The organism is Rhodococcus sp. SJ-2, assembly GCF_053750035.1.
This window is the reverse complement of the sequence record NZ_CM132340.1, coordinates 2,209,577-2,228,908: the sequence shown is the minus strand read 5'-3', so window position 1 is coordinate 2,228,908 and position 19,332 is coordinate 2,209,577. Positions and strand designations below refer to the sequence as shown.

Below are 19,332 nucleotides of genomic sequence, written 5' to 3'. Positions count from 1 at the left end.
GCCGGTCGCACATGCCGAAGGAGGACATGCCGTGCAGGGGCTGATTCTGCAGCTGAGCCGGGCAGGTTTCCTTCTGCTGCTGTGGCTGTTCGTTTGGGCAGTGCTGCGAGCATTGCGCTCGGACATCTATGCCGGTTCTGCGCGACCACTACCGCGCTACTCCCCCAAGCAGTCGGTATTGCCGTCGCTCGGCCGCAACAAGACCGCCAAGTATCTGGTCGTGACACAGGGTGCCCTCGCGGGCACGAGGATCACGCTCAGCACGCAACCGGTGATGATCGGTCGCGCCGACGATTCGACACTCGTGCTCACCGATGACTACGCGTCCACCCGGCATGCGCGACTATCTCCGCGCGGGTCCGATTGGTACGTCGAAGACCTCGGCTCGACGAACGGAACGTACTTGGACCGAGCGAAAGTCACCACTGCTGTCCGCGTACCCCTTGGCACTCCTGTGCGCGTGGGTAAGACCGTGATCGAGCTCCGCCCGTGACACTTGTACTGCGCTACGCCGCCCGCAGCGACCGCGGCCTCGTTCGCTCCAACAACGAGGACTCCGTCTACGCCGGTGCGCGCCTGCTGGCCCTGGCCGACGGAATGGGTGGTCACGCCGCCGGCGAGGTCGCCTCGCAACTGATGATCGCCGCGCTCGCACATCTCGACGACGACGAGCCGGGAGGAGATCTCCTCGGCAAACTCGACGACGCGGTGCGAGAGGGCAATGCCGCGATCGCCGATCAGGTCGAGGAAGAACCCGAACTCGACGGCATGGGCACCACGCTCACCGCCATCCTGTTCGCAGGAAGCAAGCTGGGCCTGGCGCATATCGGCGACTCCCGCGCTTACCTGCTGCGCGACAATCAGCTCACCCAGATCACCCGCGACGACACGTTCGTGCAGTCACTGGTCGACGAAGGTCGCATCACTGCGGAACAGGCGCACACGCATCCGCAGCGCTCGCTGATCATGCGCGCGCTCACCGGGGCAGAAGTGGAGCCGACCCTGACGGTGCGCGAAGCGCGCGCCGGGGATCGTTACCTGATCTGCTCCGACGGCCTGTCCGATGTGGTGAGCGACGAGACGATCGCGAACACCCTGGGCGAGGGCGGCCACGACGAATGCGCCGACCGGCTCATCGAACTTGCATTGCGCAGCGGCGGCCCCGACAACATCACCGTGGTGGTCGCCGACGTCATCGATCTCGACTACGGGCAGAGCAACCCCATCGTCGCCGGAGCAGCATCGGGTGAGGACGAGGACGAAGCTCCCCGGCCGAACACCGCCGCCGGTCGCGCCGCCGCCATGCGGCCGCCCCGCGCCACACCCAAACGCGTCATCAACAAAGCGCCCGAAGAGCCGAAGAAGCGTCGTAGCCGCTGGTGGGCTCCGCTCATCGCGCTCGTGGTGCTCGGTCTGATCGCCACAGGTGGGTACTTCGGTCGGCAGATGATCCAGAACAACTACTACGTCAGCGCCGATGACGCGCGTGTCACCGTGCTGCGCGGACTCCCCGGCAACATCTTCGGTTACTCGCTGCAGGAACCAGCACGTATCGGGTGCGTGACCGACGAGGGTGAGCTGACCCTTGTGGATCCGGCCGACGCGCAGTGTCGCGTGATGATGGTCGACGACCTTCAGCCCGCCGCGCGAGAGCAGGTTCGTGCCGGTCTTCCGTCGGGGACGCTCGACGAGGCGAGCGTGCAGATGGCCCGCCTCGCGCAGCAGGATCTGCTTCCGGTGTGCAAGGTCGAGGAGCCGGCTCCTGCCCCGGCCCCGGAACCCACACCATCTGCGCCCGGCGAACCCACACCGGGAGCACCCGTGCCCGGTGAGGCACCTGCCCCGCCTGCCGAGCCCGTCCCGAATGAGGCAGCACCCGCACCCGGTGAACAGGCGCCCGAAAACGGCGGAATCGAAACGACGGCGGCGCCGGAACCGGCGCCCGTACCCCAGGTCCCCGGCCAGAACTGCAGGGTGGGCGCCTGATGTCGGTGACCCATGGTGCGGGGGCTTTTCCCAGCCCCCCGGGTGGTTTCGCTCCGGCCCCTGCTCAATCCACGAAGCGCAACACCGAACTGGGACTGCTGCTCGTCGCGATCGGCATCACGACGGTGTCGATGATGCTCGTCGAGGCCTCTCTCGAGCAGGCGCTCACGCTCGATCTCGCGAAGTACGGACTCGCGTATGCCGGGTTGTTCCTCGTCGCGCACCTGGCGGTGAGGCGGTACGCCAAGTACGCCGATCCACTGCTGTTGCCGATCGTCGCGTTGCTCAACGGTCTCGGCCTCGTGCTGATCCACCGGCTCGACCTGGCCGACCAGGAAAACGCGCGCTACATGGGTCTGCCGATGCCGTCGCCCGACGCGAACCAGCAGGTGCTGTGGACCGCGATCGGCATAGCCCTTTTCATCGCTGTCCTCGTGTTCCTCCACGACTACCGGCTGCTTGCCCGCTTCAGCTACACCCTCGGGTTGATCGGGCTGATCGCCCTCGCGATCCCCGCCTTGCTGCCGTCGCAGTTCTCCGAGGTCAACGGCGCCAAGATCTGGATCAGGCTCCCGGGCTTCAGCATCCAGCCAGGTGAATTCGCCAAGATTCTGCTGATCATCTTCTTCGCCTCCGTCCTCGTGGCGAAACGTGATCTGTTCACCACGGCAGGCAAACACTTCCTCGGCATGGATTTTCCCCGTGCGCGAGATCTCGGCCCGATCCTCGCCGCGTGGATCATCTCCATCGGCGTCATGGTCTTCGAAAAAGACCTGGGCACCTCGCTGTTGCTGTTCACCACCGTTCTGGTGATGCTCTACATCGCGACGGAACGCGTGGGCTGGCTGATCATCGGATTTTCGCTGCTCGCGGTCGGCTTCGTCTTCGCGTACCAGATGTTCGGTCACGTCCGCGTCCGCGTCCAGACGTGGGCCGACCCACTCGCCGACTACAGCAACACCGGATATCAGATTTCGCAGTCGCTGTTCGGTCTGGCCACCGGCGGTGTCGCAGGCACGGGTCTCGGCAGCGGGCGGCCCGCCCAGGTGCCGTTCGCGAAGACCGACTTCATCATCGCCGCGATCGGTGAGGAACTCGGCCTGATCGGGCTCGCCGCGATCCTGCTGCTGTTCCTCATCCTCGTCATCCGCGGCTTGCGCACCGCTCTCGCCGTGCGCGACAGTTTCGGCAAACTCCTCGCCGCCGGTCTGTCGTTCACCCTCGCCGTCCAGTTGTTCGTCGTGGTCGGCGGGGTCACCAAATTGATTCCCCTCACGGGCCTGACCACGCCGTTCGTTTCGTACGGCGGGTCGTCGCTGCTCGCGAACTACTTGCTGCTCGCTCTGCTGATGAAGATCTCGCACGCCGCACGCGAACCCGTGCAGCCGCGTAAGAAACCGATGACGCCCATCGCGGAAGCGCAGACGGAAATGATGGGGCGCGAATGAACACTCCGCTCCGCAAGGTCGCGATGGCCGTGATGTTCATGGTTGTCGCCCTGCTCGCCAACGCCACCTACGTGCAGGTCATCAAGGCAGACGATCTGCGCACCGACCCGCGCAACTCACGGGTGTTGATCGACGAGTACTCACGTCAGCGCGGTCAGATCTCGGCTGCCGGGCAGGCGCTGGCCGTGTCGATCCCCACCGACAGTCGCTACAAGTACCTGCGTGAATATCCGTCGACACCCGCGCAGCCCATGAGTCCGCTCGCCTACGCGCCGGTCACCGGGTTCTACTCGATGCAGTACGGCAGCACTGGCCTCGAACGCAGCGAGGACGAACTGCTCAACGGCTCCGACAACCTGCTGTTCGGTCGTCGGCTGTTCGATCTGGTGTCGGGACGCAACCCACGCGGCGGCAATGTGGTCTCGACGATCGATCCGGCCATGCAGCAGGTCGCGTACGACGAACTCACCTCCAAGGGATACACCGGGTCGGTCGTGGCCATCGAGCCTGCGACCGGCAAGATCCTCGCGATGGTGAGCACGCCGAGCTACGACCCGAACCGGTTGTCCGGCCACGACGGCGCCGCAACGTCGGCGGCGTGGGACGAACTGAACGCAGACCCCGACAAGCCGATGCTCAACCGAGCAATCTCTCAGACCTACCCGCCGGGTTCGACGTTCAAAGTGGTGACGACGGCGGCTGCTCTCGACTCGGGTGTCACCCCGGACGATCAGTTCACTGCCGCCCCGAACATCACCCTTCCCGACAGCACGACCACCCTCGAGAACTACGGCGGCGCTGCCTGCGGCGGCGCTCCCACAGTGTCGCTTCGCGAAGCATTCGCGCGCTCGTGCAACACCGCGTTCGTAGAGATGGGCATCAACACCGGTCGTGAGGCCCTGGTCGACCAGGCGGAAGCTCTGGGCATCGGAGAGACCATGGATATTCCGTTGCCTGTCGCAGAGAGCACCGTCGGGCAGATCGCCGACGGGGCTGCGCTCGGGCAGTCCACCATCGGACAGCGCGACGTCGCGCTGACTCCACTGCAGAACGCGGTCATCGCCGCGACCGTCGCCAACGGCGGTGTGCGCATGAAGCCGTATCTCGTCGAACGTCTGGAGGGGCCCGATCTCGCACTCCTCGCGGAAACCAAGCCCGAATCCCTCGGGCAGGCCATCGACCCCTCGGTCGCGGCAACACTGACCGATCTGATGATCGGCTCCGAAGAATGGTCGGGTGGACAGGGTGCGATTCCCGGTGTTCAGATCGCGTCGAAGACCGGCACCGCCGAGCACGGCAGCGACCCGCGCAACACCCCACCTCACACGTTGTATATCGGGTTCGCACCCGCTCAGCAGCCCACAGTGGCGGTGGCCGTGATCGTCGAGGACGGTGGTGATCGCGCTCTCGCCGCTACCGGTGGTTCGGTGGCTGCGCCTATCGGACGGGCCGTGATTTCGGCCGGAATACAGGGAGGCTGACATGGCTTTGTACAGCGGCGCCATGGTCGCCGACCGCTATCGCCTCACGCGACTGATCGCCACGGGCGGTATGGGTCAGGTCTGGGAAGGCCTGGACACACGGCTCGACCGTCGTGTCGCGGTGAAGGTTCTCAAGGCCGAGTTGTCGCACGACCAGGACTTCCTGACCCGATTCAGGTTCGAAGCGCGCACCACGGCGCAACTCAATCACCCGGGCATCGCCGGGGTGTTCGATTACGGCGAGACGACCGACGAGGAAGGACAGTCCGTCGCCTATCTGGTGATGGAACTGGTACACGGCGAGCCGCTCAATGCGGTCCTCTCGCGTGTGGGCAGGCTGTCGTTGCCACAAGCCCTCGACATGCTCGAGCAGACCGGCCGGGCTCTTCAGGCCGCGCACAATGCGGGTGTCGTGCATCGCGACGTCAAGCCCGGGAACATCATGATCACCCCGACCGGCCAGGTGAAGATCACCGACTTCGGTATCGCGAAGGCAGTCGACGCATCGCCCGTCACGCGTACCGGGATGGTCATGGGCACCGCGCAGTACATCGCGCCGGAGCAGGCTCTCGGGCAGGAGGCGACATCGGCGAGCGATGTGTATTCGCTCGGGGCCGTCGGCTACGAGGTGCTGTCGGGACGGCGCCCGTTCCTTGGCGAGAGTGTCGTCACGGTCGCGATGAAGCACGTGCAGGAAACTCCCGCGCCGCTGCCCGCCGATCTCCCGCCCGAGGTCCGCGACCTCATCGACATCGCGATGACGAAGGACCCGAAGTACCGCTACTCGAGCGGTGGCGAATTCGGCGATGCCGTGTCGGCCGTGCGGTCCGGCCGGCCCGCGCCGCCGCCGGGCAATGTGCCGCCCGTGACGAGCGCCAATCGAGTGTTGCCTCCGGGTGTTCCGGGGGCGACCACGACGGTGCCCATGCAGTCGTCTCAGCAGACGCAGCAGTATGCGCCGACCGCGTACACGCAGGGGCCGTACACCGGGTCGTCGCAGCCACCGACGAGCGGCCGACCTCCCTATGCTGCTGCGGCCGCCGCTTCGGGCGGAGGTGACGGCGATGGCGACCGGAAGGGGCCGAGCCCCACCGCGCTCGCGTGGGCCGCAGGCGTGGCGATCGTACTTGCGCTGGTCACGCTGGGCGTAGTTCTGCTGACCAACGGTGAGGACGAGCCCGACACGGGGCCGTCGCCGACCACGCAGATCACCACGACGAGGCCACAGCCCACCACGACGACGCGTCCTCCGCAGACCACGACGACCTCGGAATGGACTGCCCCACTTCCGGTCCCGACCCAGCCTCCGACATTCGAGCCGACGACAACGACCGAGGCTCCGCCGACGGTCCCGCCGACCACCACGGCCGAAGTTCCGACGCAGACCACCCAAGCTCCCACCACGACCACCGCGACACCGACAACCACCGCCGCGACCACCACGACGCAACCTGCCGAAGGCGGGGAAACGCCGCCGGGCGATGCTTCAGGTGACGGAGAAGGCGACGGAGGTACGGGAGGCGATCAAGAGCCCGCAGCCAGCAACGGTACGAACAACGCACCGCCGGACACACAAGGAACGTCATGACGACACCGCGCAAGCTCTCCTCACGCTACGAGCTGGGTGAGATCCTCGGCTTCGGTGGCATGTCCGAGGTGCATCTGGCACGGGATCTACGACTCGGTCGTGACGTGGCAATCAAAGTTCTGCGCGCCGACCTCGCCCGCGATCCCACGTTCTACCTGCGGTTCCGGCGCGAGGCACAGAACGCGGCGGCACTGAACCACCCGGCGATCGTCGCCGTGTACGACACCGGTGAAGCCGAAACGGAAGCCGGCCCGATCCCGTACATCGTCATGGAGTTCGTCGAGGGCGACACGTTGCGCGACATCGTGCGCGGCGAGGGTCCGATGGCGCCGAAGCGGGCGATGGAGGTGATCGCCGACGTGTGTGCGGCGCTCGACTTCAGCCACCGCAACGGGATCGTGCACCGTGACGTCAAGCCCGCCAACGTCATGATCAACAAAGCCGGCGCGGTCAAGGTCATGGACTTCGGCATCGCCCGCGCGATCTCCGACGCGTCGAGCCCGATGACGCAGACCGCCGCCGTGATCGGCACCGCTCAGTACCTGTCTCCCGAGCAGGCGCGGGGCGAGCAGGTCGATGCGCGCTCCGACGTCTACTCGGTGGGCTGCGTGCTGTTCGAGATCATGACCGGCGAACCCCCGTTCAAAGGTGATTCACCCGTCGCGGTCGCCTACCAGCATGTTCGTGAAGATCCACCGCTGCCGTCGTCGGTGAATCGGCAGGTTCCCCCCGAGCTGGATTCGGTGATCCTCAAGGCGATGGCGAAGAACCCCGCCAACCGTTACCAGTCCGCGGCAGAGATGCGGAGCGACCTGATCCGGGTCCTCAGCGGCCAGCGTCCCAGCGCGCCGATGGTGATGACCGACGAAGACCGCACCACTTTGATCGATTCGGTCGATCAGAACACCGGCAGGCATTACCGTCCCGCTGCCGCAGCGGGCGCTGCAGGCGGGGTCGCTGCAGGCGACGAGTCCGGAGGTGGTGGCGGTTCGACGTTGCGCAAGGTCCTCCTCGGCGTCGCGGCCGTTATCGTCGTGGGCATCGTCGGCGTGTTCCTGTGGTCGCTGGGCCCCGGCTCCACTGCGGCGCAGATTGCCGTTCCCGACGTCCGTAATCTCGCGGCGAGCGAGGCGGAGAGCCAGCTGCAGGACAGTGGCTTCCGGGTGGCTCTGCAGGAGAAACCAGACGCGGTGGTCGCCGAAGGCAACGTGGTCAACACCCGGCCGGTACCGGGCAGCCAGGCCGATGAGGGCTCGACCGTCACCATCGAGGTGTCGAGTGGCCCCGAGCAAGTGCAGATTCCGCGACTCGACGGTCTCTCGCAGGAGAAGGCCGCGCAACAACTCGATTCGGTCGGGCTGCGGCTCGACCCGAATGTGTTGCGGGCGCCGTCCGACGAGGACGAGGTCGACACCGTAGTCGAGCAGAACCCGTCGGCGGGCGCGAACATCGACCGCGCCTCCATGGTGACCATCACGCTCGGTTCCGGGCCCGAGCAGGTCCGTGTCCCGAACGTCGTGGGGCAGGCCCAGGAAGTGGCCCGAGGCAACATCGAGGGCGCCGGATTCGAGGTCGTCGTCGAGCAGGTCGAGTCGAGCGAGGAGGCAGGCACGGTGGTGTCGACCAACCCGGCGGGCGGCGCTACGACCGATCGGGGTGGCACCGTCACGATCCAGGTTTCCGACGGCGACCGGATCGAGATGCCCGTGCTCACCAACCGTTCGGTGTCACAGGCGCTGTCGGCGCTCCGCGCGGCAGGCTGGACCGGCTCGGCTGCTCAGCTCGTGCAGACCCGTGAGGCCACACTCGATGCCGGTCTCGTGGGCACGATCATCACCCAGCAGCAGCCGCCCGGTTCGGAGATCTCCAAGTCCGACACCGTGAGCGTCGGAGTCGGGGTTCTCGGAATCCGATAGCGCGAACGTCACGCAGCGCGGCGGCCTACTCCATGGGAGGGGCCGCCGCGTTGTGTGAGCGCCGTGCGTATGGGGGCGTCAGGCGGCACCACCGTCGAGCGCCCGGGCCATTTCACCCTCGAGCTGCGCGACGAGCGATTCTTGCGGCGCCCGACCACACACGGCGAGCCAGTTCGCCAGCATGCGATGACCACCCTGGGTGAGTACCGACTCCGGATGGAACTGCACACCGTGAATGGGCAGTTCCGCATGCCGCAACGCCATGATCACACCGCTGTCGGTCTGCCCGGTGACGACGAGCTCGTCGGGCATCGTTTCCGGGAGCACCGTCAGCGAGTGATAACGGGTCGCGGTGAACGGGTCGGGCAGGCCCGACAGGACACCGGCGCCGTCATGATGCACGAGGCTGGTCTTCCCGTGCAGAAGTTCCGGGGCACGATCGACGGTTCCGCCGAATGCAACACCGATCGACTGGTGACCGAGGCACACGCCCAGCAGCGGCGTGCGTGCGGCGGCGCAGGCCTTGACGAGGTCGATGCTGACTCCGGCGCGTTCGGGGGTGCCGGGGCCGGGGCTGAGCAGGATGCCGTCGAACTCGTCGACGACCTTCTCGAGCGCGCCGGGCGCGGTCAGCCTCTCGTCGTCGTTGCGCCACACTTCTGCTCGTGTTCCGAGCTGACCGAGGTACTGCACGAGGTTGAACACGAAGCTGTCGTAGTTGTCGACGACGAGAATGCGCATGGTGAGCAGAGTACTCACCGAGTTATCGTGCCGCGGCTCCACCGGTGTAGGCGGGGACAGTGAGTTCGGAACCGACCTGCTGCGTGAAGCCCAATCCGTAGCGCGTGGAGTACTGCTTGTACAAGCGCACTCCGGGTTCGGCATCGAGCGACGCCGCAATCGCGGCGGGGTCTCCCAACGCCGTGATGACATACGGGGGCGAGTAGGTGCGGCCGTGCAGTAGGAGGGTGTTGCCGATGCAGCGGGGCGCCGAGGTCTCGACGATCCGCTGATCCTGCATGGAGATGGCTTCCGCTCCGCCCGCCCACATCGCGTTGAGCACGCTCTGCACGTCCTGCTGGTGCACCACGAGATCGTCGGGCGAGGCGCCTGCCGGATACCGGCCGTCGGCATCGCGCGGCGCATCGGTCAAGGTGACGGTGACACCGGCGCCCTGCCGTTCGGTCAGTCCCGCAGGATCCTCGAGTGCGGCGATCTCGTCGAGCACTGCAGCGACTTCGTCGTCGTCGGTGGCCGCACTGCTCTGAAGCTGTGCGACCTGCGTGGCCAGCGCGTCACGGGTGGCAGCGAGATCATCCGATTCGGCCTGCGCGACACGAACGAGGTCGGACAGGCGCGGCGAGTCACTCGCGCGCAGTTCACTACCGTCGGAAACACCGCGGGTCGTGCCGAGCAACAGCCCCGCGACGAGGCACACGACAAGTGTCGCGGACGCCCAGGCCAGAGTGCGCAGCCGACCGTTCGACACGTCGAACCTCCCTTTCGGCTACTGCGTTAGCGTGTACAGCACAGGTAGATGCCCAACCTACTCTGCCGACCTGCAGGAGGCGGAGTCGTACCAGCGAGGACACCATGCCCAAGTCGAAGGTCAGGAAGAAGAAGGACGACGCGGTCGAGAGGTCGGTCAGCCGTACTCCGGTGAAAATCAAGGCCGCGCCGTCGAGCTCCATCTACGTCTCGGTGATGCTCGGTCTGATGATCATCGGATTGCTGTGGCTGATCGTGTACTACCTCGCCGCAGAGCACATTTCCTTCATGAACAGCCTCGGTGCGTACAACTTCCTCATCGGTTTCGGCTTCATGGTGGCGGGTCTGGTCATGACGATGAAGTGGCGTTGACGACCGCCGATGACGCTGGATTACACCGCTGTAATTAATCCCCACCTGTGGAGAACCCTGTGCACAACCGTGCGGACGTAGTGGCATGACCGATCGGGCTCCACTCGAATGGTCGACTCCGCCGGTCGCCGTCGCAGCCCTCTCAGCCGGCGGAGTGGTCCTTGCAGTGGCGGCGGTGTTCGCTGTTCCCGACGCAGTTGGCCGGATTCTCATCGGATTCGCTGCGCTACTCGTTCTTTCGATGGCGTTCTCGGCTGCCCGCCAGCGGCCCCGCCTCGAGGTCCTCGGCGACCCCGACGGACAGGCATCGGGAATTGCGACCACGCGCCTGTCCGGTCGTCGCGAATTCCCGCGCGCGACACTGCACCGGGTGCGCATCGTGGAATACCCACGACTCGGTCGGCGGGTCCCGATGCTCGAAATCGACACGCTCGAACCCGGAACCGGCGACGAACGGCTGATGATCTTCGGCCGCTGGGATCTGGGCACGGACCCGCGCGACGTGTACGACGCGCTTGCGGTGCACGGACTGGCGCCCGATCACACTCCCAACTGAGAGCGCAGACGCAGCACTGCGAGCACCACCAGTACGAGCGAGACCAGCACCACCGCAGCGAGCGCGATCCATCCCGTACGGACGATCTTGATTCGGTCGGTACCGGCGCCCACGTACTGCGGGGCGTAGAGCAGAGCTGCCGTCGCCGCAGCACCCGCAACCAGGCCGCCGAGGTGTCCCCACAGGGAGATGCCGGGGATCGTGATGCTGATGAAGACGTTGAGTGCCACCACCGCAAGCACCGGCGCTGGGCTCCGACGCAACCGCAGCAGGATGACGGCTTGGGCTCCGAGCAGACCGAACACGGCACCCGACGCCCCCACAGTGACAGCCTCGGGTTGAAGGAACATCACCGCGGCGGAACCACCGACGATTGACACCGCATACACGGCGAGATAGCGGGCACGCCCGAGTACCAACTCGGTGTCGCGGCCGATGATCCACAACGCGAACATGTTGACCGCGAGGTGTAGCAGGCCGTAGTGCAGGAAACCGCTGCCGAGCACCCTGATGTAGTCGCCATCGGCCGCGATCATGGGCGGCCACAGCGCCCAATCCAAGAACAGGCGCGATGCCTGCTCGTTGTTCATCACGCTGCCGGACTGCGCGGCGGTGATCCCGAAGATCACGACGTTGAGCGCGATGAGGATGTAGGTGACCAACGGAGTCGGCCGATCTGTGCGCATCGGCGCACCGGCGACCGTTCGGGCCTGCGGTGCGGAGCGTTGCGCGGTGGCGACACACTCGACGCACTGATGCCCCACCGACGCGGGACGCAGGCACTCGGGACAGAAGGGTCGACCGCACCGGGTGCAGGCAAGCAGCGTGGCGCGGTCGGGGTGACGGACGCACCGCGGCTGGGACGCGGGGCCGCCCCCCTCGGCCGCCGGGCCCCAGCCGGGGTTCGTCATAGGTTTCTCTTTCAGGCGACCGTGATGCTGTTGATCACGACGTCGTCGGTCGGGCGGTCGCCACGATCGGTCGCGGTGGTCGCGATGGCGTCGACGACCTTCTTCGACTCTGCGTCGACGACCTCACCGAAGATGGTGTGGCGACGGTTCAGGTGCGGGGTGGCACCGACCGTGATGAAGAACTGTGAGCCGTTGGTGCCCGGGCCGGCGTTCGCCATCGCGAGGAGGTAGGGACGGTCGAACTGCAGCTCCGGGTGGAACTCGTCACCGAACTGGTAGCCCGGGCCGCCGCGACCGGTGCCGGTGGGATCGCCACCCTGGATCATGAAGCCGTCGATGACGCGGTGGAAGACCGCGCCGTCGTAGAACGGGCCGGTGGTCTCGCCCTTTGCGTTCTGGGTCTTGTATTCCTTCGAGCCGTTGGCGAGGCCGACGAAGTTCTCGACCGTCTTCGGCGCATGGTTGCCGAACAGGGAGATGACGATGTCCCCGCGGTTGGTGTGGAGGGTGGCGGTTGCTGTCTGGTTGGGTGAAGTCACACCCCCATGTTGCCATCCTTGTGTTGTTCGGCGCGGCACTCCTCCTACTGTGATGATCCTCCCGCGCTCCTGACGGAAGGATCAACCGGTGTGGCAGTGTGGAGCCATGTCGAGTGTGAGCGAGTCCCTTTCCGGTAGTGCTTTCTCCGAGTCTGTCCGCGACCTCGTACCTCCGATCGACGACACCACCAATCTCGTTGGCGCGCTTCGTGTCGCCGGGGACGGTGCTGTGGCGTTGGCTCAGGGGTCGGCAGCAGCCGGCCTTGTCGTCGCCCGCAAGGGTGTCGAGGTGTCGAGGGAGCTCGCTGCTCACGCACGTCGCGCACGGGAAGAGGCGTCTCCGCTGATCAAGTCGGCCGCGGAGAAGGCGCTGGCCGACAAGGGCGCCGCAAAGAAGGCCGCACCCGAGTCGGGTGGCAGACGGCCGGCACTGCTCATCGCCGGCGTTCTCGGCGCTGTCGTCCTCGGTGGCGTCGTCTTCTATCGCACGCGTCGCCCGTCTTTCCCGCCCGTCGCGCCCGAGCCGCCGCGCGTGCAGGCGGTGCCCGACGACGGGATCACCGGCGTCTGAGACCGCTGGAGTTACCGGTCGGTATCGAATCCGTTCAACCGTGTGACGCATACCACATAAAGGTGGATACTCACGAGTAGACACCCGATGGAGGCGTTTCATGACCGGATCCGCGCACGTCACCGAAGAACAAGCACGCGCAGTCGCCGAAGAATCACGTGAAGCCGACTGGGACAAGCCCTCGTTTGCAAAGGAGCTGTTCCTCGGCCGGCTCACACTCGACCTCGTCCACCCGTTCCCACGACCCACCCCCGACGAGGACGCCCGCACCGAAGAGTTCCTGACGAAACTGCGGAACCTGTGCCGCACGATGGACGGCTCCGTCATCGAACGCGACGCGAAGATCCCCGACGACTACGTTGCAGGTCTCGCCGACCTCGGATGCTTCGGTATGAAGATCAAGCCCGAATACGGCGGACTCGGGCTTTCCCAAGTGGCCTACAACCGCGCATTGACACTGGTGGCGAGCGTGCATCCGAGCATCGGTGCGCTGTTGTCGGCCCACCAGTCGATCGGCGTGCCAGAGCCACTCGCGCTCGCGGGCACCGACGAGCAGAAGCAGGAATACCTCCCACGCTGCGCGAAGGGTGCCATCTCCGCATTCCTGCTCACCGAACCCGACGTCGGCTCCGACCCCGCTCGCCTCGCCTCCACGGCAACCCCGATCGACGACGGCGAGGCGTACGAACTCGACGGAGTCAAACTGTGGACCACCAACGGTGTCGTCGCCGAACTGCTCGTCGTCATGGCACGTGTGCCCCGCAGCGACGGCAACAGTGACGACGCACATCGAGGCGGGATCTCGGCTTTCGTCGTCGAAGCGGATTCACCGGGCATCACGGTGGAGCACCGCAACACGTTCATGGGATTGAAGGGCATCGAGAACGGTGTCACGCGCATGTACAAGGTGCGTGTTCCCGCGCAGAACCTCATCGGACGCGAAGGCGACGGCCTCAAGATCGCGCTGACCACCCTCAACGCCGGGCGTCTTGCGATTCCAGCGATGTGCGCGGGGGCGGGAAAGTGGTCGCTGAAGATCGCGCGCGAGTGGTCGTCCGCGAGGGTTCAGTGGGGCAGACCCGTCGGCGAGCACGCCGCAGTGGCGTCGAAGATCTCGTTCATCGCTGCCACCACCTACGCGCTGGAGTCCGTCGTCGAGCTCTCCGGGCAGATGTCCGACGAGAAACGCAACGACATCCGCATCGAAGCCGCCCTCGCGAAACTGTGGTGCAGCGAGATGGCGTGCATCATCGCCGACGAGCTCGTGCAGATCCGTGGGGGTCGCGGATACGAGACCGCGCAATCGCTTGCAGCGCGCGGCGAACGTGCCGTGCCGGCCGAGCAATTGGTGCGTGATCTGCGCATCAACAGGATCTTCGAAGGGTCGAGCGAGATCATGCGACTGCTCGTCGCGCGAGAGGCAGTCGACGCACACCTGAAGGCCGCTGGTGATCTCGCCGATCCCAAGGCCTCCGCCGAGGCAAAAGCGAAAGCCGCAGCGAGGGCGAGCGGTTTCTACGCCAAGTGGCTCCCCAAACTGGTAGCGGGCAAGGGCCAGCTTCCGAACTCCTACAATGAATTCGGTTCTCTGGCCGTCCATCTCAGGTATGTGGAACGGGCATCTCGGAAGCTCGCACGGTCGACGTTCTACGGGATGGCCCGCTGGCAGGCCGGGCTCGAGAAGCGACAGAACTTTCTGGGACGCATAGTCGACATCGGGGCCGAGCTGTTCGCGATGGCAGCGTGCTGCGTGCGTGCCGAACGACAGCGCGCCGACCGGCATCCCGGCGCCGAGGATGCCTTCGTGCTGGCCGACACCTTCTGCGAGCAGGCGCGCATACGAGTCGAGGGGCTCTTCGACGGATTGTGGACCAACACCGACGACGCCGATGTCGCGCTCACTCACGGTGTGCTCGAGGGGCGCTACACGTGGCTCGAGAACGGGGTGCTCGATCAGAGTGAGGGCACAGGTCCGTGGATCTCAGAGTGGGCGCCCGGACCGTCACAGGACGACAACCTGGCCCGCCGCTTCCGGCTGACACAGAATCCTGCGTGATCGCAAAAGAATTCGGCCCCCACTCGCGGAGCGGGGGCCGAATTCTACTGTCGTGGCAGGATCAGAATGCGCCGCAGTTGGACGGCGCGGGCTTGTCCGCGAAGCGATCGTTCATGTACGCCACCGCCTCGGGCAGGCCACCGATCATGGGCAACGCGTGATTGACGATGAAGCCGGGGAGGATCGGCGGCGTGTTGTTCGGGGAGAACTGCACCGCGGCACCTTGGGCGCACCAGTCGAGCGCCATCTGGCGGCCCTGGCCGTACGGCACCGTATCGTCCTGGGTGCCGTGCTGGACGAGAACCGGGATCTGCGGGGACAGTCGGCCGATACGCTGCTCCGCGATCACTTCCTGGACCTCGGGGATCCGAGAGATCACGACGTCGAGGGGCTCGCCGGTGCGCGTGTAGTCACTGGTCTGCTGGAAACCGAAGGTGAACAGCGTCTCGGGCAAGCACTGGTTCGCCACCGCGGCGAGCATCTCGCGCCCTCGTTCGTTGATCTCTGCGTCGAGGACGTCCGTCAGTTCCGGGTGTGCCTCGATGAGACCGTTGATCGTGTAGCCGATGGCACCGGTGAGCGCGGTTCCGTCGATCTGCTTCAGGGTCTCGACCAGATCGGCCGGAGGTGCGCCGGCATAGGCGCCCTTGATGTCGAGTTCCGGAGCGTAGGAGGGAGCGAGTTCCGCCGCGGCGGCTGTGGCGCCACCGCCCTGCGAGTAGCCGAAGAGGCCGACAGGTCCGTTTTCCGAGATGGAAGCCCCGGGCAGGTTCTGCGCTGCTCGGGCCGCGTCGAGCACCGCGTGGGCCTCCGCCTCGCGGTTGACGTACGTGTGGTGGCCGGGGGTTCCCAATCCGTCGTAGTCGGTGACCGCCACGGCGATCCCCTGCAACAGCATCGCGTTGATCGAGAGGAGTTCGTATTCGGTGAAGAGATCGAGCGGCGGTGTGTACTGCACGACGTGGTTGAGGGCCTTCGACGGTGCACACTGGTCGCCCTGGCCTTGCGTTCCGGGGGCCAGCACCACCAGGGGTCGCTCGCCCGGCCCGTTCCATGCCATGGACGGTTCGAGATAGGTGCCGCTCACGGCGTTTGCTTCGCCGTTGGCGTCGTTGCTGCGGTAGAGCAGCCGTGTTCCCTGAGCGGGGAACACACCGTCGGCCGTGGGCACGCGGATCGCGAGGTCGGAAGATTCGGTGCGAATGAGATCGCCCGGTGCTCCCCCGAGCACCTCCGGCGGCTGATAGAAGTCGCCTTCTGCATTCGCTGTCGCCGGGGTGATCATCAATCCGGCCATCAGTGCCGCAGACGCCAATCCCGCCGTCATCCCCCATCGCCGGGTACGACCCGCCATTGATTCCTCCGTGCCTCGAAATGTGTGCCGCCCATCACGGCGATACGCAATGTAACATGCATTTACTCGGCAGTAAGTTCCGGCTCCGCGTTCTGTGACATGCCGGAAAGCGCTTCCTGCACCCGTATGGTTTCGTCACCGCCCCACCCCGGCGGGCTGAGAATGTCCGCCCACAATTCGGCTGCATCCACCCCATACGAATGACCGTGTCCGTCGGGCACGTCCGCCGAGAAGACCATGTCCAGAGTCACCTGCCAGAACGTCACGAACGGAATCCACCGCATCCCCGGGTCCACGTCGGGGCCCAGAGGTTCGCGCAGCCAGTCCGGCCGATGCAGGATCAGATCGAACGACCACCACGTGATGGGGTCACTGGCGTGCTGCCAGAACACCACACGTGGAAACTCCCACTCGGCGGGAAGATCTGCATCACCCGGATCCGACGCAAACCTGATGTTCCGCCCGCCGTCCACAGCAGGAAGACGCTCGAACGAACCTTCGTCGCGCATCTCGGTGATCCTCCCCCACGGCTGCGCGAAGTTCGGTGTGCCCACCAGCAACGCACCGTCGGTCATGGCGACGAGCGCATCGCCGGACGCGAAAGCGGCTTGACCACCGTATGATCCGAGGCTCTCTCCGAAGACCACAAGCTTCGGACGGGCATCGCCGGGTAATTCGGCCCACCGCTCGTACACCGCATCGAACAACGCGCGTCCGGCATCCTGCGGGGTTTCACGATCGGCAAGAAATGCCAACGGACTCGGCAGGAACGAATACTGCATCGCCGCAATCGCCGAATCACCGCCGCTCACGAATTCGAGTGCACCTGCGACGTTCTCGTTGACCCAACCGCGCCCGGTGGTGGTCACCACCGCGAGGACCGAGCGGTCGAATGCGCCCGTGCGTTCCAGCTCCGCAACCACCTTGCCTGCCCCCTCGGCGACAGTGTCGGCGGATTCCTTACCCACGTATGCGCGGATCGGTGTCAGCGCGGGTTCACCGGTGACATCGGCGATCTCGGCGGCAGTAGGGCCGCCCGCGACGAAGGTTCTTCCCTCCCGGCCCAGTGTCTCCCAGCTTTCGAACGAGTCCGGTGAACCCGACCTCTCCGGTGCGGCCGGACGATCGACGCCGTCCGCCGTACCGTGATCCGATACGGCCGCGGAACGCTCTGCCACCGAGAGGATCCCCCGATACACCCCGTGGTCGAGAACCACCACGAGCAACACCACCACGACGACGATCGCAGCGACATTCGCAACTCCATCGGGCAGGAATCGCGCAGAGAACACGGACATCCGCATCACCCCGAATCTCAGCAGGCGAGCCACCGCGATCAGCACGAGCGCCACGATCACCGCAACGAGAAGGACCGGCAGGTAAAGGAGGCGTTCGAGCCGTTCGAGGCCGACCAGCTCACGGACGATCTGCTGCCACCACGAGCCGAGAACGAGGAAGGTCGGAATCACCACGACAGCCACGACGGCCAGCAACCACCATCCACGACGACGAGTGGCTGCAGACCACCGGGGGTGCACTCCACATCTGCGCAGAACCCAGGCGACGAGGCAGCCGAGTCCATAACCCGTGGCCACCGAGATTCCCGTGGCAACACCCTGCAGGTACCACACACGCGGCAGCAGCGACGGCGTCATCGATTGCGCGAAGAAGAACAGTGCGACAGCGAGACCGACCGGGTGCGCTGCGCGCCGATAGACGATCTCCCGAAACGATCCGGGATCCGGGCGCTCCTCCTGCTGTGTCATCGCTGGAGTCTAAATGGGATATTCACGACAGGCGCGGTCTACGGTAGCCATACGGCGTGCACGCCCTCCCGGAAGAGCAAGGGGGCATGATGTAAGCAAATCGTTACAGGGAGGGTTCGAGATGGCGATCGGGGTAGGGCTTCGGATAGGCAGGATCGTCTCCACAGCAGTGGTGGCATCCAACGAACCCGGCACCCCCGATCCTGTTGTCATCGCCCGCGACACGGTCCTGCACATCGACCACGACGGCAACTCACAACTCGGCGGTTCCACCCGCACGGTCGACGAGGCACGTACGCTCTCCGGGTTCTTGTCACGTGTCGGAGATCCGGGGGGCATCGCGGCAAGCGACGGCCGCGTCTATCGCGCCGAGGACGCAATGGCAACCGCAGTTCACTGCCTCCTCAACGAATGTCACCCGCTTCCGACCTTCGGGGGCATGGACCGCGACACCGATCCCGGTTATACCGCCACCTACCCATCGCATTGGGATCCGTCCCGGGTCTCGGTACTCCGCGCCGCGCTCGACTACGCCGAATTGAGGCACGTCGACCTCGTTTCCGACGCTCAGGGCGCCGCAACGTGGTATGCCTCGGAGATCTCCGAAACCCCCGGTCTGCTCATCGGCGTCTACCACGTGGACGATGCCGGATCCACGGTCACGTTGGTTCGGTCCGGCGTGCCCGCAGGAAAGGCCTTCCGTGTCACGGCCAAGGGCGCGCCCTCACCGGCAGCGCAACTCGCGACAGCGCTCGGGGCGTTCGGGTGGATGCCCGACAACCTCGATGCCGTCGTGGTCATGGGCGATGGGCTCATCGCCCGCGACCGGTCGCACATCCAGGACATCGCGAACAGCCTCGCGACCAAATTGATGGTTCGGAGCCTCGTCGGTCCCGGGCCCGAGCAGACCGCTGCGCTCGGCGCCGCGATTCTGGCAACAGGGTTCACACCTGCGCGAGAGAAGAAGGCACGCATCGGCCTGCCGCCGTCCTACGACCGAACAGATGTCCTCACCGGAGGCTTCGCGCGCCTGCGCGAAGCCGAATCCGACTCGGAGGACGACCCACCTGTGGCTATTGCCACCACCACCGATTCGGGTCCGGTCCGAGAGTCCTCGCCCGGAGGCTCCTCAGCGTCCGAAGTGGTGGACGAAGATCAGAAAGCACTGAGCGTCGCGCTGGCCACCGAACCACCCACTGAGCCGAAATTGTCGGCGCGCACATACGCGCTGGCCGGGATCGGCGCGGTGATCGTCGTGTGCCTCGTGCTCGCCTTGATACTCTGACCACCTGATCTGCGT

17 protein-coding genes are annotated in these 19,332 nt (G+C 65.8%); 11 read left to right on the top strand and 6 right to left on the bottom strand.

What is annotated here, in order from left to right:
- Nucleotides 1-31: 31 nt before the first annotated feature.
- Genes ACSYG9_RS10395 through pknB form a run of 6 tightly spaced genes read left to right on the top strand, consistent with a single transcriptional unit; the run spans nucleotide 32 to nucleotide 8,419 of the window.
- Nucleotides 32-493 carry an FHA domain-containing protein FhaB/FipA gene (locus ACSYG9_RS10395; protein WP_054713680.1) on the top strand — a complete coding sequence of 154 codons (462 nt, stop codon included), beginning with the start codon at nucleotides 32-34 and terminating at the stop codon, nucleotides 491-493.
- Complete coding sequence (locus tag ACSYG9_RS10390) at nucleotides 490-1,986, top strand: protein phosphatase 2C domain-containing protein (RefSeq protein ID WP_440127090.1); 1,497 nt, start codon at nucleotides 490-492, stop codon at nucleotides 1,984-1,986. Before ACSYG9_RS10395 ends, ACSYG9_RS10390 begins: the two co-directional genes overlap by 4 nt.
- On the top strand, nucleotides 1,986-3,434 hold the full coding sequence (locus tag ACSYG9_RS10385; RefSeq protein ID WP_169689110.1) for an FtsW/RodA/SpoVE family cell cycle protein: 1,449 nt from the start codon (nucleotides 1,986-1,988) through the stop codon (nucleotides 3,432-3,434). Before ACSYG9_RS10390 ends, ACSYG9_RS10385 begins: the two co-directional genes overlap by 1 nt.
- Nucleotides 3,431-4,915, top strand: coding sequence for a peptidoglycan D,D-transpeptidase FtsI family protein (locus tag ACSYG9_RS10380; RefSeq protein ID WP_454842354.1), 1,485 nt, complete (start codon nucleotides 3,431-3,433; stop codon nucleotides 4,913-4,915). Before ACSYG9_RS10385 ends, ACSYG9_RS10380 begins: the two co-directional genes overlap by 4 nt.
- Before the next feature lies 1 nt (nucleotide 4,916).
- Nucleotides 4,917-6,503, top strand: a complete 1,587-nt coding sequence (locus tag ACSYG9_RS10375; RefSeq protein ID WP_454842352.1) for a serine/threonine-protein kinase — start codon at nucleotides 4,917-4,919, stop codon at nucleotides 6,501-6,503.
- Entirely contained in the window at nucleotides 6,500-8,419 is a 1,920-nt protein-coding gene (pknB, locus tag ACSYG9_RS10370; protein ID WP_454842350.1) for a Stk1 family PASTA domain-containing Ser/Thr kinase, read from the top strand. Before ACSYG9_RS10375 ends, pknB begins: the two co-directional genes overlap by 4 nt.
- Before the next feature lie 78 nt (nucleotides 8,420-8,497).
- Here pknB and ACSYG9_RS10365 read toward each other — a convergent pair whose 3' ends face one another.
- Both ACSYG9_RS10365 and ACSYG9_RS10360 read right to left on the bottom strand, forming a co-directional pair.
- A complete protein-coding gene (locus tag ACSYG9_RS10365; protein ID WP_169689341.1) occupies nucleotides 8,498-9,160 on the bottom strand; it encodes an aminodeoxychorismate/anthranilate synthase component II in 663 nt (220 codons plus the stop codon).
- 22 nt (nucleotides 9,161-9,182) lie between these two features.
- Entirely contained in the window at nucleotides 9,183-9,908 is a 726-nt protein-coding gene (locus tag ACSYG9_RS10360; RefSeq protein WP_454842349.1) for a DUF881 domain-containing protein, read from the bottom strand.
- A 104-nt stretch (nucleotides 9,909-10,012) separates the two neighbouring features.
- Here ACSYG9_RS10360 and crgA point away from each other — a divergent pair, with 104 nt between their 5' ends.
- Nucleotides 10,013-10,279, top strand: a complete 267-nt coding sequence (gene crgA / locus ACSYG9_RS10355) for a cell division protein CrgA (protein ID WP_440127085.1) — start codon at nucleotides 10,013-10,015, stop codon at nucleotides 10,277-10,279.
- Between the two features lie 85 nt (nucleotides 10,280-10,364).
- Nucleotides 10,365-10,835: a PH domain-containing protein gene (locus ACSYG9_RS10350; RefSeq protein WP_454842347.1), complete on the top strand. Its 471-nt coding sequence runs from the start codon at nucleotides 10,365-10,367 to the stop codon at nucleotides 10,833-10,835.
- On the opposite strand, the gene ACSYG9_RS10345 is transcribed toward ACSYG9_RS10350, so the two are convergent.
- Both ACSYG9_RS10345 and ACSYG9_RS10340 read right to left on the bottom strand, forming a co-directional pair.
- Entirely contained in the window at nucleotides 10,820-11,746 is a 927-nt protein-coding gene (locus tag ACSYG9_RS10345; RefSeq protein WP_454842346.1) for a rhomboid family intramembrane serine protease, read from the bottom strand. The genes ACSYG9_RS10350 and ACSYG9_RS10345 overlap by 16 nt on opposite strands.
- 11 nt (nucleotides 11,747-11,757) lie before the next feature.
- Nucleotides 11,758-12,285: a peptidylprolyl isomerase gene (locus ACSYG9_RS10340; protein ID WP_440127082.1), complete on the bottom strand. Its 528-nt coding sequence runs from the start codon at nucleotides 12,283-12,285 to the stop codon at nucleotides 11,758-11,760.
- 115 nt (nucleotides 12,286-12,400) lie between these two features.
- Between ACSYG9_RS10340 and ACSYG9_RS10335 the strand changes: the two genes are divergently transcribed.
- Complete coding sequence (locus ACSYG9_RS10335) at nucleotides 12,401-12,856, top strand: hypothetical protein (RefSeq protein ID WP_454842345.1); 456 nt, start codon at nucleotides 12,401-12,403, stop codon at nucleotides 12,854-12,856.
- Nucleotides 12,857-12,956: 100 nt separating this feature from the next.
- A complete protein-coding gene (locus ACSYG9_RS10330) occupies nucleotides 12,957-14,912 on the top strand; it encodes an acyl-CoA dehydrogenase family protein (RefSeq protein ID WP_454842343.1) in 1,956 nt (651 codons plus the stop codon).
- Nucleotides 14,913-14,973: 61 nt separating this feature from the next.
- On the opposite strand, the gene ACSYG9_RS10325 is transcribed toward ACSYG9_RS10330, so the two are convergent.
- Together ACSYG9_RS10325 and ACSYG9_RS10320 are read right to left on the bottom strand one after the other, a co-directional pair.
- Nucleotides 14,974-16,266 (bottom strand): lipase family protein, encoded by a 1,293-nt coding sequence (locus ACSYG9_RS10325; protein ID WP_440127057.1) that lies wholly within the window; start codon nucleotides 16,264-16,266, stop codon nucleotides 14,974-14,976.
- A gap of 62 nt (nucleotides 16,267-16,328) precedes the next feature.
- Nucleotides 16,329-18,032: an alpha/beta hydrolase gene (locus tag ACSYG9_RS10320; RefSeq protein ID WP_454842342.1), complete on the bottom strand. Its 1,704-nt coding sequence runs from the start codon at nucleotides 18,030-18,032 to the stop codon at nucleotides 16,329-16,331.
- Between the two features lie 121 nt (nucleotides 18,033-18,153).
- Here ACSYG9_RS10320 and ACSYG9_RS10315 point away from each other — a divergent pair, with 121 nt between their 5' ends.
- Entirely contained in the window at nucleotides 18,154-19,317 is a 1,164-nt protein-coding gene (locus tag ACSYG9_RS10315; RefSeq protein ID WP_454842341.1) for a hypothetical protein, read from the top strand.
- Nucleotides 19,318-19,332 lie beyond the last annotated feature (15 nt).